The sequence below is a fragment of the Buttiauxella ferragutiae genome, from assembly GCF_022637515.1.
Classification (GTDB): Bacteria; Pseudomonadota; Gammaproteobacteria; order Enterobacterales; family Enterobacteriaceae; genus Buttiauxella; species Buttiauxella ferragutiae.
Genome location: NZ_CP093332.1, coordinates 375,301 through 392,865, shown reverse-complemented (window position 1 = coordinate 392,865; position 17,565 = coordinate 375,301). Strand labels below are relative to the sequence as shown.

Here is a 17,565-nt window from a genome sequence, read left to right as displayed (position 1 = left end):
AACCAAAGAGAAATCCGGACAGTCTCCTCTCCAGGGGGAGAGGGTTAGGGTGAGGGCCAGCCCTTACGAACACAAACTTGTGATTACCCATGGAGTTGTTGCCTTATGTCAGCCAAACATCCGGTTATTGCCGTAACAGGTTCCAGCGGCGCGGGAACGACCACCACCAGCCTTGCCTTCCGCAAAATATTCCAGCAACTCAACCTGCGCGCTGCCGAAGTTGAAGGTGACAGCTTCCATCGTTTCACGCGTCCTGAAATGGATATGGCTATTCGTAAAGCACGCGACTTAGGCCGCCATATCAGTTACTTCGGTCCGGAAGCGAATGACTTCGGCCTGCTGGAACAAACGTTTATCGAGTACGGAAAAACCGGGCAAGGTAAATCGCGTAAGTATCTTCATACCTATGACGAAGCCGTCCCCTGGAACCAAATTCCTGGGACGTTTACACCGTGGCAATCGCTGCCTGAACCGACCGATGTGTTGTTCTATGAAGGATTGCACGGTGGAGTCGTCACCCCACAGCACGATGTGGCGAATGCCGTCGACTTGCTGGTTGGCGTAGTGCCGATTGTCAACCTGGAATGGATTCAAAAACTGGTGCGTGATACCAGCGAACGTGGGCATTCCCGGGAAGCGGTGATGGATTCAGTGGTGCGCTCAATGGACGACTACATCAATTACATCACGCCACAATTTTCACGCACGCACATTAACTTCCAGCGTGTCCCGACTGTCGATACCTCTAACCCGTTTGCTGCACGCGGAATTCCATCGCTGGATGAAAGTTTTGTGGTGATTCATTTTCGCGGGTTGGATGACATCGATTTCCCGTACTTGCTCGCCATGTTGCAAGGCTCATTCATTTCCCACATCAATACAATAGTGGTACCGGGCGGCAAAATGGGGCTGGCGATGGAATTGATCATGACGCCGTTAGTGAAGCGTCTGGCGGAAGGACGAAATATCAATAATCAGGGCGGCGAGTAACCGCCCTGTTTTGCACACTAGCCTTCAATGACTTCGTAGCTGTGCGTGATATTTACGGCTTTTTCCAGCATCAGTGCAACAGAGCAATACTTCTCAGCAGATAAATCAACCGCGCGGGAAACCGCGTTATCTTTTAGCTCTTTGCCTGTCACGATGAAATGCAGATTGATGTGAGTAAAAAGACGAGGAGCTTCTTCGCGACGCTCAGAGGTCAATTTCACTTCGCAGTCGGTGACGTCGTAGCGGCCTTTTTGCAAAATAGAAACCACGTCTATTGCACTGCAACCCCCGGCAGCCATCAGTACCATTTCCATCGGGCTCGGTGCTTTATCGCCAGAATTACCGTCCATCAGAATCTGGTGTCCTGAAGCGGATTCACCAAGGAAAGTTAACCCTTCAACCCATTTCACACGTGCCTGCATGTTGCTTCTCCCATTGAAAAAATTACCTTCCAGAGTACGCGGATGCAGCAAAACTGGCAACGGAAGGCGACCTACGTCATGCTGAAACGAGACAATAGGAGACACCTGCCAAAAGCTATGCTAAAACAATCCGGATGCTACATTGATACATTGACGTAATGCATAGATGCAAAGGACGTCACTAATTACAGGCAGCAAGAATGACTTGCATGCCATCTCCCCAAAGTGGGGAATATTCTAATACTTGCAACGCCAGACAGGATGTTTAGCGTCCTGTCGTTGGTAGCCAGTTATAAACAGAGGATAACCGCGCATGGTGCTTGGCAAACCGCAAACAGACCCGACTCTCGAATGGTTCTTGTCCCATTGCCACATTCATAAGTATCCATCGAAGAGCACACTGATCCACCAGGGTGAAAAAGCAGAGACGCTGTATTACATCGTCAAGGGCTCTGTAGCTGTTCTGATCAAAGATGAAGAGGGCAAGGAAATGATCCTCTCCTATCTGAATCAGGGCGACTTTATTGGTGAGTTAGGGCTGTTCGAAGAAGGCCAGGAACGTAGTGCCTGGGTCCGTGCTAAATCTGCCTGTGAAGTGGCTGAAATTTCCTATAAAAAATTCCGCCAGCTGATCCAGGTAAACCCAGACATTCTGATGCGTCTTTCTTCCCAGATGGCTCGTCGTCTGCAAGTCACTTCTGAGAAAGTCGGTAACCTGGCATTCCTCGATGTGACTGGTCGTATCGCGCAGACACTGTTGAACCTGGCAAAACAGCCTGATGCAATGACTCACCCAGACGGTATGCAGATTAAAATTACCCGTCAGGAAATTGGTCAGATCGTCGGTTGTTCTCGTGAAACTGTCGGTCGTATCTTGAAAATGCTGGAAGATCAGAACCTGATCTCCGCTCACGGCAAAACGATCGTCGTTTACGGCACTCGTTAATTTCCGTTTCAAAAAAGGCGTGTTGCTTTATGGACACGCCTTTTTTTGTCTTTAAAATCCAAACACCTGCAACACAAAGTATGACAAGCATATGTGGAGAAGATTAATCTATCACCCTGAAGTTAACTATGCACTGCGGCAAACGCTGGTGCTGTGCCTTCCTGTGGGGATCGGTTTACTACTGGGGAATTTGCAGTTAGGTCTGCTTTTCTCGTTAGTGCCCGCTTGTTGCAACATTGCTGGTCTGGATACACCCCATAAGCGTTTTTTTAAACGCCTGATTGTTGGCGGCACTCTTTTTGCGACCAGCAGTTTAATCATGCAGCTTTTGCTGCTCTACACCGCGGTCCCATTGCCCATCATTCTTATGGTGATGGCGCTCTTGTTAGGCGTCACCGCTGAAATCAGCGCCCTGCACGCACGTTTGCTTCCGGCATCGCTGATTGCGGCCATCTTTACGCTAAGTATGGCCGGCAATATGCCTATCTGGAAGCCGATGGTGTTATATGTCTCCGGCACGATTTGGTACGGAGTCTTTAACTGGTTTTGGTTCTGGATGTGGCGTGAGCAGCCGCTGCGCGAAACGTTAAGCCTGCTCTATCGCCAATTGGCGGAGTACTGTGAAGCCAAATACGGCATGCTGACACAACATGCTGATCCCGAAACAGCGCTGCCTCCACTGCTGGCTCGCCAGCAAAAAGCCGTAGACCTGATCACCATCTGCTACCAACAGCTGCATATGCTGTCGGCAAATCAGCAGAACGGTTACAAACATTTGTTACGCTCTTTTCAGATAGCGTTAGATTTGCAAGAGCACATCTCCGTCAGTTTGCACCAGCCTGCCGAGGTGCAAAAACTTGTCGCGAAAAGCCATGCAGAAGCGGTTATTCGCTGGAATGCGCAGACCATTGCGGCACGCTTGCGCGTGTTGGCCGATGACATTCTCTACCATCGTTACCCACAGCGTTTTACGATGGAGAAACAAATTGAAGCCCTCGAGAAAATTGCTCGCCAGAATCCGGACAACCCGGTTGGGCAGTTTTGTCATTATCACTTCAGCCGTATCGCCCGCGTGCTGCGCATCCAACGCCCTCTGTACGCCCGTGATTTAATGGAAGACCGGCAGCGCCGTTTACCGCTGTGGGCAGCACTGAAAAGCTATTTGTCGTTGAAATCTGCCGCCCTGCGCAACGCCGCCCGACTAGGCGTAATGCTAACCATCGCCAGTCTTTTCGGGGCATTTTTACATCTGCCGAAACCCTACTGGATTTTAATGACGGTGATGTTCGTTACGCAAAACGGCTACGGCGCCACGCGGGTACGCATTCTGCACCGTTCGGCAGGGACCATTGCTGGCCTGGCGATTGCGGGTATCGCCCTGCACTTTCACTTCCCACAAAGCATTGCCCTGGCCGCGATGCTGGTCATTACGCTGGTCAGCTATTTGTTTATTCGCCAGAGCTATGGCTGGGCGACGATTGGTTTTACCGTGACGGCGGTATATACCCTGCAACTGCTCACACTCAGCGCCGAGCAATTTATCGTCCCGCGCTTGATTGATACTCTGCTCGGCTGTTTGATTGCCTTCGGCGGCATGGTTTGGCTGTGGCCGCAGTGGCAAAGCGGTTTGTTGCGCCAGAACGCCCATGACGCGCTTGAAAAAGACCAGGACGCGATTCGCCTGATTCTGAGCAACGATCCCGAACCCACGCCGCTAGCCTGGCAACGAATGAAGGTCAATCAAGCCCATAATGCGCTGTTTAACTCACTGAATCAGGCGATGCAGGAACCCGGTTTTAACTCGCATTACCTGGCAGATATGAAATTGTGGGTGACGCACAGCCAGTTTATTGTCGAGCACATCAACGCCATGACTACGCTTGCGCGCGAGCACAACATGCTGACACCGGATTTAGCCCAGCGCTATTTGCAGTCGTGTGAAATTGCGCTGCAACGATGCCAGCAGCGGCTGCAATATGATGGGCCTGGCGAAACCCAGGATGCGAATATTCTTGACCCACTGGAAGGGCTTCCGAGTGGGCCATTGAGCACGATGGAACAACATTTACAGCGGATTTTGGGCCACCTCAGCACCATGCACACTATTTCTTCGGTTGCATGGCGTCAGCGGCCACATCATGGTATCTGGCTGAACCGATTGCGGCGGTCGGATTAACGACTATCCGTTAACGATCTTCGCCACTGCTTTTGCAAAGCGCGCCATACCTTCATCAATATCGGCATTTTCAACAATCAAGGCTGGCGCGAAGCGCATAACATCAGGACCGGCATTCAACACCATCACCCCTTCCTGAGCAGCGGCATGCAGGAATTCACGTGCACGGCCTTGGTATTGCGGTTTCAGCTCAGCGCCAATCAGCAAACCCATACCGCGAATATCGCTGAACACATCATACTGCTCGTCAATGTGCTGCAAATGCTTGACGAACAGCTGGCGTTTTTCCGTAACGCCATTCAACACTTCCGGCGTGTTGATAACATCAAATGCTGCCCCTGCCACCGCACACGCCAGCGGGTTTCCGCCGTAAGTGGAACCGTGGGTGCCGACATGGAATGCAGACGCTATTTCCTGCGTCGTCAGCATCACACTCACCGGAAAACCGCCGCCGAGCGCTTTAGCGCTGGTCAAAATATCTGGCGTCACGCCGTAATGCATATACGCGAACAACTCGCCGATACGCCCCATGCCGCACTGAACTTCATCGAATACCAACAACGCTTTGTGCTCATCGCACAAGGCACGCAAACCTTGCAGGAATTCTGGTGTCGCCGCCGTTACGCCGCCCTCGCCCTGAATTGGCTCCACCACCACCGCGCAGGTGTGATCGTCCATCACCGCTTTTACTGCATGTAAATCGTTAAACGGGACATGGATAATATCGGCGGGTTTCGGGCCAAATCCGTCAGAATATTTTGGCTGGCCACCAACAGAAACGGTAAACAGCGAGCGACCGTGGAAGGCGTTATGGAAGGCGATAATTTTGGTTTTGTAAGGGCTATGGCGTGTAGAAGCGTAATAACGCGCCAGTTTAAAGGCGGTTTCATTCGCTTCGGTGCCGGAGTTCATAAACAGCACGCGCTCAGCAAAAGTGGCATCAATCAGCTTACGCCCGAGGCGCAACGCAGGTTCGTTAGTGAAAACATTGCTGGTATGCCATAGCTTTTCGCCCTGGCTTTTTAACGCTTCCACAAGCGTGGGATGGCAGTGACCCAGCGCCGTGACTGCGATGCCGCCCGCGAAATCAACATACTCTTTCCCTTGTTGATCCCAAACGCGGCTTCCCTGACCTTTTACCGGGATAAATTCAGCCGGTGCATAAATCGGCAGAATCACTTCATCGAAAGTTGCGCGGGTAATTGCGGATTGTTCAGTTGCCATTTATTACCTATCCCCTTTTTACGCATAAAAACTTCATGAGAGACACGTGAAAATATAATCATGAAATATGCATAAAAAATCATTTATTGGCAATAAAAAATCAATACTTCAGGAAATTGGCTAACAGTTGATGCCCCTGCTCGCTGAGAATACTTTCCGGGTGAAACTGCACACCCTCCAGCGCCAGTTCGCGATGACGAATACCCATAATTTCTTGTTTATCCGTCCACGCTGTCACTTCAAAACACTCAGGTAACGATGGCGGGTCGATAACCAAAGAGTGATAACGCGTCACGGTCAGAGGGTTGTTCAGGCCGCTGAAAACACCAGTATTGTTATGGGTGATAGCCGAGGTTTTACCGTGCATCACTTTTTCGGCACGGACAATGGTTGCACCAAATGCTTGTGCAATCGCCTGGTGTCCAAGGCAAACGCCGAGGATCGGTAGCTTTCCGGCGAAGTGAGTAATCGCCGCAAGGGATATGCCCGCTTCAGTTGGCGTGCAAGGTCCGGGAGAGATAACCAGTTTTTCAGGTACCAACGCGCTGATTTCAGAAAGGGTCAGCTCATCGTTACGTTTCACCACTACTTCCGCGCCTAATTCGCAAAAGTACTGATAAAGGTTCCAGGTGAATGAGTCGTAATTGTCGATAAGCAGTAGCATCGCGGCTCCGGAGTAAAAAGAACCGCACTATTCTATTCGCTTTCGCACGCTTCACTCACCACTTTAGTGAAAATCTCCGTCAGCGCTGCCAGCTCACCCAGCGCTCCAGCCTGATTGGCTTCTTGCCAGGCTTGCGGAGCAACGTCCTTCCAGTCCAGAACATAACCGGCATGAATCGCTAACTGCTCGAAGAAAACGCGCTGCGCACGACCACTGCCAACAAAAAACGGGTGAAGTACGTTAATCTCACAATAGAAATGTGCCAGGCGTTGAACGAACTCAGTTCTGGAAAGCCCGACCAGGTAATGTTCGTCCTCCATTTCCTGCATCAGATCGTTACCTTCATTTTCGATGTACTCGAAATGACAGAACTGTGTCTCCCCTTTGGAAATATCAACATCCCGTATCTCGCCTGCCCAGTCGAAAATATCCTGAAACAGCTGCTGATGGATGGCACACAACCAGGGTAATCCGCGATGCAGCGGGCCAAGTTCAATCGTTTCTACGCGCTGTGCGATAGTCTCATCTTGCGCATGAGGCTCAAGAATATCCAGCCGGGAACTGGCGTGAAATGAACGGCTTCGCTGTTGCTGCCAAAGGCGGGACTTTTGTTTGTCGGTAAGTTTCTTTGCCATGGTGCCTCCCTAACATGACCCTTTCTTGCCACAAGTATAAGCAGCAATCGGTGGAAGTGCTGGAAGGAGGAGATTGCGCGAGTAGAGAATACCCGCGCGGGAATTTTTTACGGCAGGACTTTTGCGGAGAGAATAACTACAGGTTTTGACGGAACATTTTGATATGGACCGACATCATGCGTCTGTACCTGAGAGATCTTATCGGCAACTTCCATCCCTTTCACAACTTTACCAAATACCGCGTAACCGAAGTCGCGTTGGCCGTGATCGAGGAAAGCATTGTCTGCAACGTTGAGGAAGAACTGGCTGGTTGCGCTGTCTTTATCTGCGGTACGTGCCATAGAAATAGTGCCACGAGTATTGCGCAGACCGTTATCAGCTTCGTTTTTGATCGGTGGATTTGGCTGCTTCTGGTTCATATCTTCAGTGAAGCCGCCGCCCTGAAGCATAAAGCCTGGGATTACACGGTGGAAAATGGTGTTGTTGTAGAAGCCACTGTTCACATAATCCACAAAGTTTTTCGTAGAAATCGGGGCTTTTTGGCTGTTTAACTCAAGCTCAATTTCACCCGCTGACGTGGTCAACAGGACGTGTGGATCCCCTTTAGCAGCAAGTGCCGCAGGAGATAGCGCGGTAAGAGCAAACACGGTTGCTACGGCCGCCAGTGTCGATTTGAGCATGAAAAATTCCTTACGAAGGCAGTGAATGAAGCAAGTTGCTAGATTGTAAAGAGGCACTCCTCTATGCGCCAGCCATTTACTGTTTTTTACTTTCACACAAATCAATAAGTTAAATGAATGACTAATGAGAATACATGCTCAATTGTGATTCATATCACTTAAAGAGCAGTAACAAACCCTAAATGATTCATAAAATGTATGAATGAATCACGTTTTTGACTAAAATCCATTCTTCTCGAGTGCTGTCAAAGCACTTTACATTTCTATTCACAGGCTTGTCATGACTAACAGCAACCGCATTAAGCTCACATGGATCAGCTTTTTCTCCTACGCACTGACCGGCGCGTTGGTGATCGTCACCGGGATGGTGATGGGCAATATTGCCGAATACTTCCACGTACCCGTCTCCAGCATGAGTAATACCTTTACCTTCCTGAACGCGGGTATTTTAATTTCTATTTTCCTGAATGCCTGGTTAATGGAAATCGTGCCACTGAAAACTCAGTTGCGCTTTGGTTTTATACTGATGGTTCTGGCGGTTGCCGGGCTTGTCTTTGGCGATAACCTAACCATTTTCTCGGCGGCAATGTTTGTGCTTGGGCTGGTCAGCGGTATCACGATGTCAATTGGTACATTCCTGATAACTCACATGTATGAAGGCCGTGAACGCGGTTCACGCCTGTTGTTTACCGATTCCTTCTTCAGCATGGCGGGGATGATTTTCCCAATGGTTGCCGCGATTCTGCTGGCTCGCAGCATCGACTGGTACTGGGTTTACGTCTGCATCGGTCTGGTGTACGTCGCTATCTTCATCCTGACTTTCGGTTGCGACTTCCCGGCATTAGGCAAACACGCCGCACCAACCGAGAAAGTGGCCGAGAAAGAAAAATGGGGGGTTGGCGTGCTGTTCCTGTCGATTGCCGCGCTGTGCTACATCTTAGGCCAACTGGGCTTTATCTCCTGGGTTCCGGAATACGCCAAAAGCCTCGGCATGAACCTGAATGATGCCGGTCAGTTAGTCAGTGATTTCTGGATGTCTTACATGTTCGGTATGTGGGCGTTCAGTTTCATTTTGCGTTTCTTCGATCTGCAACGCATTCTGACTGTTCTTGCGGGTGCAGCTACCGTTCTGATGTACCTGTTCAACACCAGCGAACCCACTCATCTGGCATGGTTTATTCTGGCTCTGGGCTTCTTCTCTAGCGCGATTTACACCTCGGTTATCACCCTTGGTTCATTGCAGACCAAAGTTGCCTCACCAAAACTGGTTAACTTCGTCCTGACTTGCGGCACTATCGGCACCATGCTGACCTTTGTGGTTACCGGCCCGATCGTGGCTCACAGCGGCCCGCATGCGGCGCTGCAAACCGCAAACGGCTTGTATGCCGTGGTGTTTGTTATGTGCCTGATTTTGGGTCTGGTGACGAAACACCGTCAGCATAACGCGACAATACATTAATCGTTTTATAGGGCGGATAAGCGCAAGCGCCATCCGCCACTTTTCATCCACCAAATGTTATCTCTTCGGCTTCATCCAGCATCACCCAGGTTTGCGACAACTGCGTGGTCGCAATCACCTTCCCTGCCCGCACTGACCAACGCACTGGCACCTGCCTGCGCACCGCATCAAAGCCATTTTCAGCCGGAAGAATAATCAGGTTCGCTGCATTTCCCTCGGCAATGCCGTAATCCTGCACGCCGAAGGTGCGCGCACTGTTATCGGTAATCAGTTTTAAGCCTTCATCAATTTGCTGATAGCCCATCATCTGGCAAACATGCAGCCCCATATGCAGCACCTGCAACATATTGGCGGTGCCCAGCGGATACCACGGGTCGAATACATCATCATGACCAAAACAGACGTTAATTCCTGCTTCGAGCAACTCTTTAACCCGCGTGATACCACGGCGTTTCGGATAATCATCAAAGCGCCCTTGCAGATGAATATTCACCAGCGGATTGGCGACAAAGTTAATCCCCGAAAGCTTCAGCAAACGGAACAGGCGCGAGGTGTAAGCGCCATTGTAAGAGTGCATTGCCGTGGTATGGCTGGCGGTAACGCGTGCGCCAATGCCATCCCGTAGCGCCAGCGCGGCTACGGTTTCCACAAAGCGCGATTGTTCATCGTCAATTTCATCACAGTGAATATCTAACGGACGGTCATATTTGCGCGCCAGCGCGAAAGCTTTATGCAGCGACTCAACGCCATATTCGCGGGTGAATTCAAAATGCGGGATAGCGCCCACCACGTCAGCACCCAGCCGTAAGGCCTCCTCCAGCAAGGCTTCACCGTTGGGATACGAAAGAATCCCCTCCTGCGGAAATGCCACGATTTGTACCTCAATCCACGGCGCGGCCTCTTTTTTCACTTCCAGCATCGCTTTAAGCGCGGTCAGCGTCGGGTCGGAAACATCAACGTGTGTACGCACGTACTGAATACCGTTGGCAATCTGCCACTTCAGCGTTTGCCAGGCGCGCTGCTTCACGTCCTCGTGGGTCAGCAACGCCTTGCGTTCAGCCCAGCGTTCAATGCCTTCAAACAAGGTACCTGATTGATTCCAGCTCGGTTGCCCGGCAGTCTGCGTGGTATCAAGGTGGATGTGCGGCTCAATAAATGGCGGGATTGCCAGACCGCCGCGCCCGTCAAGAATCTGCTGGCTCTCTGGCTGCGTTTCGCACATCGGCTTAATGGCCTTGATGCGCCCATTTTCGAAGGCTAATTGCCACAAACCTTCACGCCCCACCAGGCGCACATTTTGAATTAACTCCAACGTCTTGTTGCTCATACCCACCCCTTCTTGATTAGCCGCCTCTATTTCATAGCACACACCGCAAAACGAGGACATTTATTGTCGGCCCGCGAATAACTAAACATTTCCACGACTTATAAAAACTCACTAAAATCAAACATATACCTCTTAAGAGGTATATAAAGGTGTATTTGATTTGTATCAATAACCACCAATGCTGAATCGTTAAGGTAGGCGGTAATAGAAAAGAAATTGAGGCAATTATGAGCAAAGTCAAAATCGCAATCATCGGTAATGGCATGGTCGGCCATCGCTTTATCGAAGACTTACTTGATAAAGCCCAGCCAGGCCAATTCGACATTACTGTGTTCTGTGAAGAGCCGCGTAAAGCCTACGACCGCGTGCATCTGTCTTCCTATTTTTCGCATCATACCGCTGAAGAGTTATCGCTGGTCCGTGAAGGCTTTTACGAGAAACACGGCGTAAAAGTGCTGGTTGGCGAACGCGCCATCACCATTAACCGCCAGGAAAAAGTCATCCACTCGAATACCGGTCGTACCGTGTATTACGACAAGCTGGTGATGGCCACCGGTTCTTACCCGTGGATCCCACCGATTAAAGGCTCTGAAACACAAGACTGTTTCGTCTACCGTACCATTGAAGATTTGAACGCCATCGAAGCCTGTGCGCGCCGTAGTAAACGCGGTGCCGTGGTCGGTGGTGGTTTGCTGGGCCTCGAAGCCGCAGGCGCGCTGAAAAACCTCGGCGTCGAAACACACGTGATTGAATTCGCCCCGATGCTGATGGCCGAGCAACTCGACCACATGGGTGGCGAGCAGCTACGCAATAAAATCGAAAGCATGGGCGTGCGCGTTCATACCAGCAAGAACACCCTGGAAATCGTACAACAAGGCAACCAGGCACGTAAGACTATGCGCTTTGCCGACGGCACCGACCTGGAAGTAGATTTCATCGTCTTCTCCACCGGTATCCGCCCACGCGATAAACTCGCGACCCAATGCGGCCTGGCAACGGGTCAACGCGGCGGTATTGCGGTTAACGACACCTGCCAGACTTCTGACCCGGACATTTACGCCATCGGCGAATGCGCCAGCTGGAATAACCGCACCTTCGGCCTGGTCGCCCCTGGCTACAAAATGGCGCAAGTCACCGCTGACCACCTGATCGGTAGCGAAAACGCCTTTGAAGGCGCAGACATGAGCGCCAAGCTAAAACTGCTGGGTGTGGATGTCGGCGGGATTGGTGATGCACATGGTCGCACGCCAAACTGCCGCAGCTACGTTTATCTGGATGAAAGCAAAGAAGTTTATAAGCGCCTGATTGTTAGCGCTGACAACAAAACCCTGCTCGGTGCGGTTCTGGTAGGCGACACCAGCGACTACGGCAACCTGCTGCAACTGGTACTCAATAACATCGAACTGCCGGAAAACCCGGACGCGCTGATTCTGCCTGCGCATGCCAGTTCCGGTAAGCCAGCGATTGGCGTCGACAAACTGCCGGACAGCGCGCAAATCTGTTCCTGCTTCGATGTCACCAAAGGGCATCTGGTTAAAGCCATCAACAACGGCTGCCATACCGTTGCCGCGCTGAAAGCAGAAACCAAAGCCGGTACCGGCTGTGGTGGCTGTATTCCATTGATTACGCAAGTATTGAATGCCGAACTGAGCAAGCAAGGCATCGAAGTCAACCACAACTTGTGTGAACACTTCGCGTTTTCACGCCAGGAGCTGTATCACCTGATCCGCGTTGAAGGCATTAAATCCTTCGACGAGCTGCTGCAAAAATACGGCAAAGGTTACGGCTGTGAAGTCTGTAAACCGACCGTCGGTTCGCTGCTGGCTTCTTGCTGGAACGACTATGTGCTGTCACCAAAGCACACGCCGCTTCAGGACACCAACGACAACTTCCTCGGCAACATCCAGAAAGACGGCACTTACTCGGTGATCCCGCGTTCTGCTGGCGGGGAAATTACCCCAGAAGGTTTGATGGAAGTGGGCCGTATCGCTCGCGAATTTAACCTCTACACCAAAATCACCGGTTCCCAGCGTATCGGCCTGTTTGGTGCGCAGAAAGATGATTTGCCAGAAATCTGGCGTCAGCTGATTGAAGCCGGTTTTGAGACAGGCCACGCCTATGCGAAGGCACTGCGTATGGCAAAAACTTGTGTTGGTAGCACCTGGTGCCGTTACGGCGTTGGCGATAGCGTTGGCTTCGGCGTTGAGCTGGAAAACCGCTACAAAGGCATTCGTACTCCACACAAAATGAAGTTTGGTGTGTCCGGCTGTACCCGTGAATGTGCGGAAGCACAGGGTAAAGACGTCGGGATTATCGCCACTGAAAAAGGCTGGAACCTGTACGTCTGCGGTAACGGCGGTATGAAACCACGTCACGCCGATTTACTGGCAGCAGATTTAGACAGTGAAACGCTGATCAAATACCTCGACCGTTTCATGATGTTCTACATCCGCACCGCCGACAAACTGACCCGTACCGCGCCGTGGCTCGACAGCCTGGAAGGCGGCATTGAGTACCTGAAACAAGTCATTATCGACGACAAACTGGGTCTGAATGATCAACTGGAAGCTGAGCTGGCGCGCCTGCGCGAGAAAGTGATCTGCGAGTGGACTGAAACGGTGAATACACCGGAAGCCCAGGTTCGCTTCAAACACTTTATCAACAGCCCACACCGCGACCCGCATGTACAAATTGTGCCTGAGCGCGAGCAACACCGTCCGGCTACGCCTTACGAACGTATCCCGGTAACCCTGGTAGAAGAAGTGGAGGAAAATGTATGAGCCAGTGGACTACCGTTTGCCAGTTAAACGACATTCTGCCTGCTACCGGTGTTTGCGCATTGGTGGGTAATCAGCAGATTGCTATTTTCCGCCCACGTAATGATGACCAGGTTTTCGCCATCAGCAATATCGACCCATTCTTTGAGGCCAGCGTGTTGTCTCGCGGCTTGATTGCTGAACATCAGAATGAATTGTGGGTTGCCAGCCCGTTGAAAAAGCAGCGTTTCAGACTGCGTGACGGGTTGTGCATGGAAGACGAGAGCCGTTCAATTGCGCATTACAAAGCGCGCGTACAAGACGGCCAGGTTCAGATTAAAGCTTAAGTCTTAAAACAACCCTCACCCTAGCCCTCTCCCTGAGGGAGAGGGAATTAAATCGGTGTTCTCCCTCTCCTTGGGGAGAGGACATTAATCGGTGTTCTCCCTCTCCTTGGGGAGAGGACATTAAATCGGTGTTCTCCCTCTCCTTGGGGAGAGGGCCGGGGTGAGGGGAAAATTTCAATTATTTATTTTTTCTTTCAATTTATTGGGATAACAAAAATGTTCACCGATACCATTAACAAATGTGCGGCGAATGCCGCGCGCATTGCCCGATTGTCGCAAAACAATCCACTCGGATTCTGGATAAGCTCTGCCATGGCAGGCGCTTATGTCGGCCTCGGCATCATCCTGATCTTCACCCTCGGTAATCTGGTTGATCCCGCGCTGCGTCCACTGGTAATGGGTGCCACCTTCGGGATCGCCCTGACGCTGGTTATCATCGCAGGCTCTGAACTATTCACCGGACACACCATGTTCCTGACGTTCGGCGTCAAAGCAGGCACCATCACTCACGGTCAAATGTGGGGTATTTTGCCGCAAACCTGGCTGGGTAACCTGGTGGGTTCCGTGTTTGTTGCCCTGCTCTACAAATGGGGCGGCGGTAGCCTGCTGCCGTTGGACACCAGCCTGGTTCACACCGCGGCGCTGGCAAAAACCACTGCTCCGGCGATGGTACTGTTCTTCAAAGGTGCTTTGTGTAACTGGCTGGTTTGTCTGGCAATTTGGATGGCCGTGCGTACTGAAGGTGCTGCGAAGTTCATCGCTATCTGGTGGTGTCTGCTGGCGTTTATCGCTTCCGGTTACGAACACTCCATTGCCAACATGACGCTGTTTGCACTCTCCTGGTTTGGTCATCATAGCGACGCCTACACCATGGCGGGTATCGGTCACAACCTGTTGTGGGTAACGCTTGGGAATACCCTTTCCGGTGTAGTATTCATGGGTCTGGGTTATTGGTATGCTACGCCGAAAGCCGAGCGCCCACAGCCTGCGCAAGTCGCCGCGCCGGAGACTGCACGCAACTAATTTATTTGAGGATTGACCGTGGATCACCTGCCTATATTTTGTCAATTACGAGGTCGCGCCTGCCTGTTGGTCGGCGGTGGCGATGTCGCAGAACGTAAAGCACGTTTGTTGATGGAGGCAGGTGCACAGGTCACTGTGAATGCCCTGGAATTCTCCCCACAATTTCATGTGTGGGCGGAACAGGGCATGATCACCCTTGCTGAGGGTGAATTCGACCCCGCGCTGCTTGATGTTTGCTGGCTGGCCATTGCCGCAACTGACAACGAAACAGTGAATCAACAAGTCAGCGAAGCATGCGAATCACGCCGCATTTTCTGCAACGTGGTCGATGCCCCTAAACAAGCCAGTTTCATCATGCCTTCGATTATTGACCGTTCGCCGCTGATGGTGGCTGTCTCTTCCGGTGGTACCTCTCCCGTTCTTGCCCGCCTGCTACGTGAAAAACTCGAAGCCATTCTGCCACTGCATTTGGGGAAAATTGCCTCTTATGCCGGTACGTTGCGCGGGCGAGTAAAAACAAATTTCAAGGCCATGGCAGAACGCCGTCGCTTCTGGGAAAAGTTCTTCACTAATGACCGTCTGGCGCAATATCTGGCGAACGAAGACCAGCAAGCCATCGATAAAGAAACCGAGTCTATGTTTGCTACACCGCTCGATCACCGTGGTGAGGTCGTTTTGGTGGGTGCAGGTCCAGGCGATGCCGGATTGCTGACGCTCAAAGGGTTGCAACAAATTCAACAAGCCGATGTGGTGGTTTATGACCGCCTGGTTTCTGATGACATCATGAATCTGGTGCGCCGTGATGCCGACCGCGTTTTCGTGGGTAAACGCGCGGGTTATCACTGCGTCCCGCAAGAAGAGATTAACCAAATCCTGCTGCGTGAAGCGCAAAGTGGCAAACGCGTTGTCCGTCTGAAAGGTGGCGATCCGTTTATCTTTGGTCGCGGCGGTGAAGAGCTAGAAACCTTGTGCGACGGCGGTATCCCGTTCTCCGTGGTGCCGGGCATTACTGCGGCATCCGGCTGTTCAGCTTATTCAGGCATTCCATTAACCCACCGCGATTACGCGCAAAGTGTGCGCCTGGTGACCGGCCACCTGAAAACCGGCGGTGAATTAGACTGGGAAAACCTGGCGGCAGAAAAACAAACGCTGGTCTTTTACATGGGTTTAAACCAGGCTCCTGCGATTCAGGAAAAGCTGATTGAACACGGCATGACTGCGGAGATGCCGGTCGCGCTGGTTGAAAACGGCACAGCGGTTAACCAACGTGTAGTCAGTGGCGTATTACGCGAACTCGGTGAATTATCGACACAGGTTGCAAGCCCGGCGCTGATTATTGTCGGTCGCGTGGTGGCATTGCGCGATAGGTTGAATTGGTTCTCGAACCACTAATTCTAATTTAAGATAAAAAAAAGGCTTGTCAGATTATTCCGGCAAGCCTTTTTATTTATAAGTTATTAATTATTTTGCCAATCATTATAGGCAATATTTATTTCATGTAACCATGCGTCTGGTTTCAGACTTAGTGATATAGCAAGCAGCCCCTATACTTAATTGCCTTTTTGAAGTGCCTCATTACATCCAAGTAAATGATAGGGAATATCAATGAACAAGTTCGTAAAAGCTGCATCTGCACTGGCTGTCCTGGCTCTGTTGTCTGGCTGTACTGGTCATATTGAGAACAAAGACAAATCTTGCGGTTATGATTATTTACTGCACCCAGTCATTTCTATTTCTAAAATTATTGGTGGTTGTGGCCCAGCAACTCCACAGAAATAATAATAGCCACAAATTTTTAATACGCCCTCCCAGTGAGGGCATTTTAATTTATAACCCTTCACAACTTTCTTTTAATATTCGCAATACCGTCTGCGCCCCACTACGATTAGGATTTATACGGATCATACGTTGCTCAAGCGTTGGGTCAGACTGGCGGAAAGTCCCGGACAGCCGATAAAAAAGCGGCGGGATTTCATATTTCGACTCTGCCCCCACAGGATAAGGCAACGCGCCCAGCTTCTGTGCCGCCGCCAATACTTGCTCGGCAATCGGCTGATGAAACTCCACTAACAGCACTTTGGATTGCGCATTTGCGATAAATGCATGCTTCACTTGCGGCACCGCTTCGGTATTGAGCGCTTCAACCAGTTTATCGTTTACCTGCGCCTGCACCGCGTGCATCACTGGCGCAAACACTAATCCGCGCAACGCTTCCATCGCCTGGAAACCCTGCACCTGGCTGCCACCGGAATACATACTTTTTCGCACCGCATTTACTGTCTTTTCTTCACCCACCACCACGCCAATTCCCAGTGGGCCGAAGAGTTTAAAACACGAGAATGTTGAAAGTGTGGACCCACATTCGCAACCAATCTTTTCGACTTTCATCACCGCGTAGTTGTCATCAGTCAACGACGGTAAACCATGCTGATTAAAACAATTAATCACCTCACCCAACAGATATGAATCATCCATTTTTTGCCGGGTATGCTGAATAAGTGCAGCCTTCGGTTGGTACGACTCAATTGTCCTTTTAACGTCATCAAGTTGATTAAAATCGGCACGAATTAGCGTTAACCCCATCTGTTCAGCGATGACTGCTGTGGTGGGGTAAAGAGGGGCATCGTGAACAAGCAAGCTATCCCCCGCGTTAAGAAGTGCCGCTAATCCGCTACGAATTGCCCCGGTTCCCGCACCTTGCACCAGTGCCGCAGCCGGTGCGCCAAAGAAATCCGCCAGAACTGACTCCACACGCCGCGTCATTTGTGGCTGATTCAGACCGGGGACTAAGCCGAAATCTCCGGCATTGAGGAAATCAGCGCCGGGAAAATGGCGGCAAATAATATCCACCAGTTGAAATTGCTTACTCTGCGCCTGCTCCATCGTCAGGCTTTGCAACGGCCAGGTTTTCACTTT

16 protein-coding genes are annotated in these 17,565 nt (G+C 51.1%); 9 read left to right on the top strand and 7 right to left on the bottom strand.

Translation table 11 applies throughout. From position 1 onward, the window contains the following. The first annotated feature begins 105 nt into the window (after positions 1-105). Positions 106-990 (top strand): phosphoribulokinase, encoded by an 885-nt coding sequence (locus tag MNO13_RS01700; RefSeq protein WP_064542918.1) that lies wholly within the window; start codon positions 106-108, stop codon positions 988-990. A 17-nt stretch (positions 991-1,007) separates the two neighbouring features. Here the strand turns inward: MNO13_RS01700 and MNO13_RS01695 are convergent, their stop codons facing one another. Continuing rightward, positions 1,008-1,412: an OsmC family protein gene (locus MNO13_RS01695; protein WP_064542915.1), complete on the bottom strand. Its 405-nt coding sequence runs from the start codon at positions 1,410-1,412 to the stop codon at positions 1,008-1,010. Positions 1,413-1,725: 313 nt separating this feature from the next. Here MNO13_RS01695 and crp point away from each other — a divergent pair, with 313 nt between their 5' ends. Together crp and MNO13_RS01685 are read left to right on the top strand one after the other, a co-directional pair. Further along, positions 1,726-2,358 (top strand): cAMP-activated global transcriptional regulator CRP, encoded by a 633-nt coding sequence (crp, locus tag MNO13_RS01690; protein ID WP_003852956.1) that lies wholly within the window; start codon positions 1,726-1,728, stop codon positions 2,356-2,358. A gap of 91 nt (positions 2,359-2,449) precedes the next feature. After that, positions 2,450-4,534: a YccS/YhfK family putative transporter gene (locus MNO13_RS01685; RefSeq protein ID WP_064542912.1), complete on the top strand. Its 2,085-nt coding sequence runs from the start codon at positions 2,450-2,452 to the stop codon at positions 4,532-4,534. 3 nt (positions 4,535-4,537) lie between these two features. Here MNO13_RS01685 and argD read toward each other — a convergent pair whose 3' ends face one another. The 4 genes from argD to ppiA all read right to left on the bottom strand — a co-directional run bounded on the left by argD (position 4,538) and on the right by ppiA (position 7,737). After that, entirely contained in the window at positions 4,538-5,758 is a 1,221-nt protein-coding gene (gene argD / locus MNO13_RS01680; protein ID WP_241939473.1) for a bifunctional acetylornithine/succinyldiaminopimelate transaminase, read from the bottom strand. A gap of 100 nt (positions 5,759-5,858) precedes the next feature. Continuing rightward, a complete protein-coding gene (gene pabA / locus MNO13_RS01675; RefSeq protein ID WP_121814769.1) occupies positions 5,859-6,422 on the bottom strand; it encodes an aminodeoxychorismate synthase component 2 in 564 nt (187 codons plus the stop codon). A 32-nt stretch (positions 6,423-6,454) separates the two neighbouring features. Next, positions 6,455-7,057, bottom strand: a complete 603-nt coding sequence (locus MNO13_RS01670; protein ID WP_241939472.1) for a putative adenosine monophosphate-protein transferase Fic — start codon at positions 7,055-7,057, stop codon at positions 6,455-6,457. Between the two features lie 107 nt (positions 7,058-7,164). Beyond that, a complete protein-coding gene (gene ppiA, locus MNO13_RS01665) occupies positions 7,165-7,737 on the bottom strand; it encodes a peptidylprolyl isomerase A (RefSeq protein ID WP_064542900.1) in 573 nt (190 codons plus the stop codon). A 280-nt stretch (positions 7,738-8,017) separates the two neighbouring features. Here ppiA and tsgA point away from each other — a divergent pair, with 280 nt between their 5' ends. Beyond that, a complete protein-coding gene (tsgA, locus tag MNO13_RS01660) occupies positions 8,018-9,196 on the top strand; it encodes an MFS transporter TsgA (RefSeq protein WP_064542897.1) in 1,179 nt (392 codons plus the stop codon). Between the two features lie 43 nt (positions 9,197-9,239). Here the strand turns inward: tsgA and MNO13_RS01655 are convergent, their stop codons facing one another. Beyond that, positions 9,240-10,523: a cytosine deaminase gene (locus MNO13_RS01655; protein ID WP_064542894.1), complete on the bottom strand. Its 1,284-nt coding sequence runs from the start codon at positions 10,521-10,523 to the stop codon at positions 9,240-9,242. Between the two features lie 227 nt (positions 10,524-10,750). On the opposite strand from MNO13_RS01655, the gene nirB reads away from it, so the two are divergent. From nirB to MNO13_RS01630, 5 genes are all read left to right on the top strand, one after another. After that, on the top strand, positions 10,751-13,303 hold the full coding sequence (gene nirB, locus MNO13_RS01650; protein WP_121814767.1) for a nitrite reductase large subunit NirB: 2,553 nt from the start codon (positions 10,751-10,753) through the stop codon (positions 13,301-13,303). Continuing rightward, the gene (gene nirD / locus MNO13_RS01645; RefSeq protein WP_064542888.1) at positions 13,300-13,626 is read left to right on the top strand and encodes a nitrite reductase small subunit NirD; all 327 of its coding nucleotides are present in this window, start codon (positions 13,300-13,302) and stop codon (positions 13,624-13,626) included. Before nirB ends, nirD begins: the two co-directional genes overlap by 4 nt. 216 nt (positions 13,627-13,842) lie before the next feature. Continuing rightward, positions 13,843-14,649: a nitrite transporter NirC gene (gene nirC / locus MNO13_RS01640; RefSeq protein WP_064542885.1), complete on the top strand. Its 807-nt coding sequence runs from the start codon at positions 13,843-13,845 to the stop codon at positions 14,647-14,649. Between the two features lie 18 nt (positions 14,650-14,667). After that, a complete protein-coding gene (gene cysG, locus MNO13_RS01635) occupies positions 14,668-16,041 on the top strand; it encodes a siroheme synthase CysG (protein WP_241939471.1) in 1,374 nt (457 codons plus the stop codon). A 213-nt stretch (positions 16,042-16,254) separates the two neighbouring features. Continuing rightward, positions 16,255-16,428 (top strand): DUF4223 family protein, encoded by a 174-nt coding sequence (locus MNO13_RS01630; RefSeq protein ID WP_241939470.1) that lies wholly within the window; start codon positions 16,255-16,257, stop codon positions 16,426-16,428. A gap of 48 nt (positions 16,429-16,476) precedes the next feature. Here the strand turns inward: MNO13_RS01630 and MNO13_RS01625 are convergent, their stop codons facing one another. After that, positions 16,477-17,562, bottom strand: a complete 1,086-nt coding sequence (locus MNO13_RS01625; RefSeq protein ID WP_241939469.1) for an aminotransferase class I/II-fold pyridoxal phosphate-dependent enzyme — start codon at positions 17,560-17,562, stop codon at positions 16,477-16,479. Between the last annotated feature and the right edge of the window lie 3 nt (positions 17,563-17,565).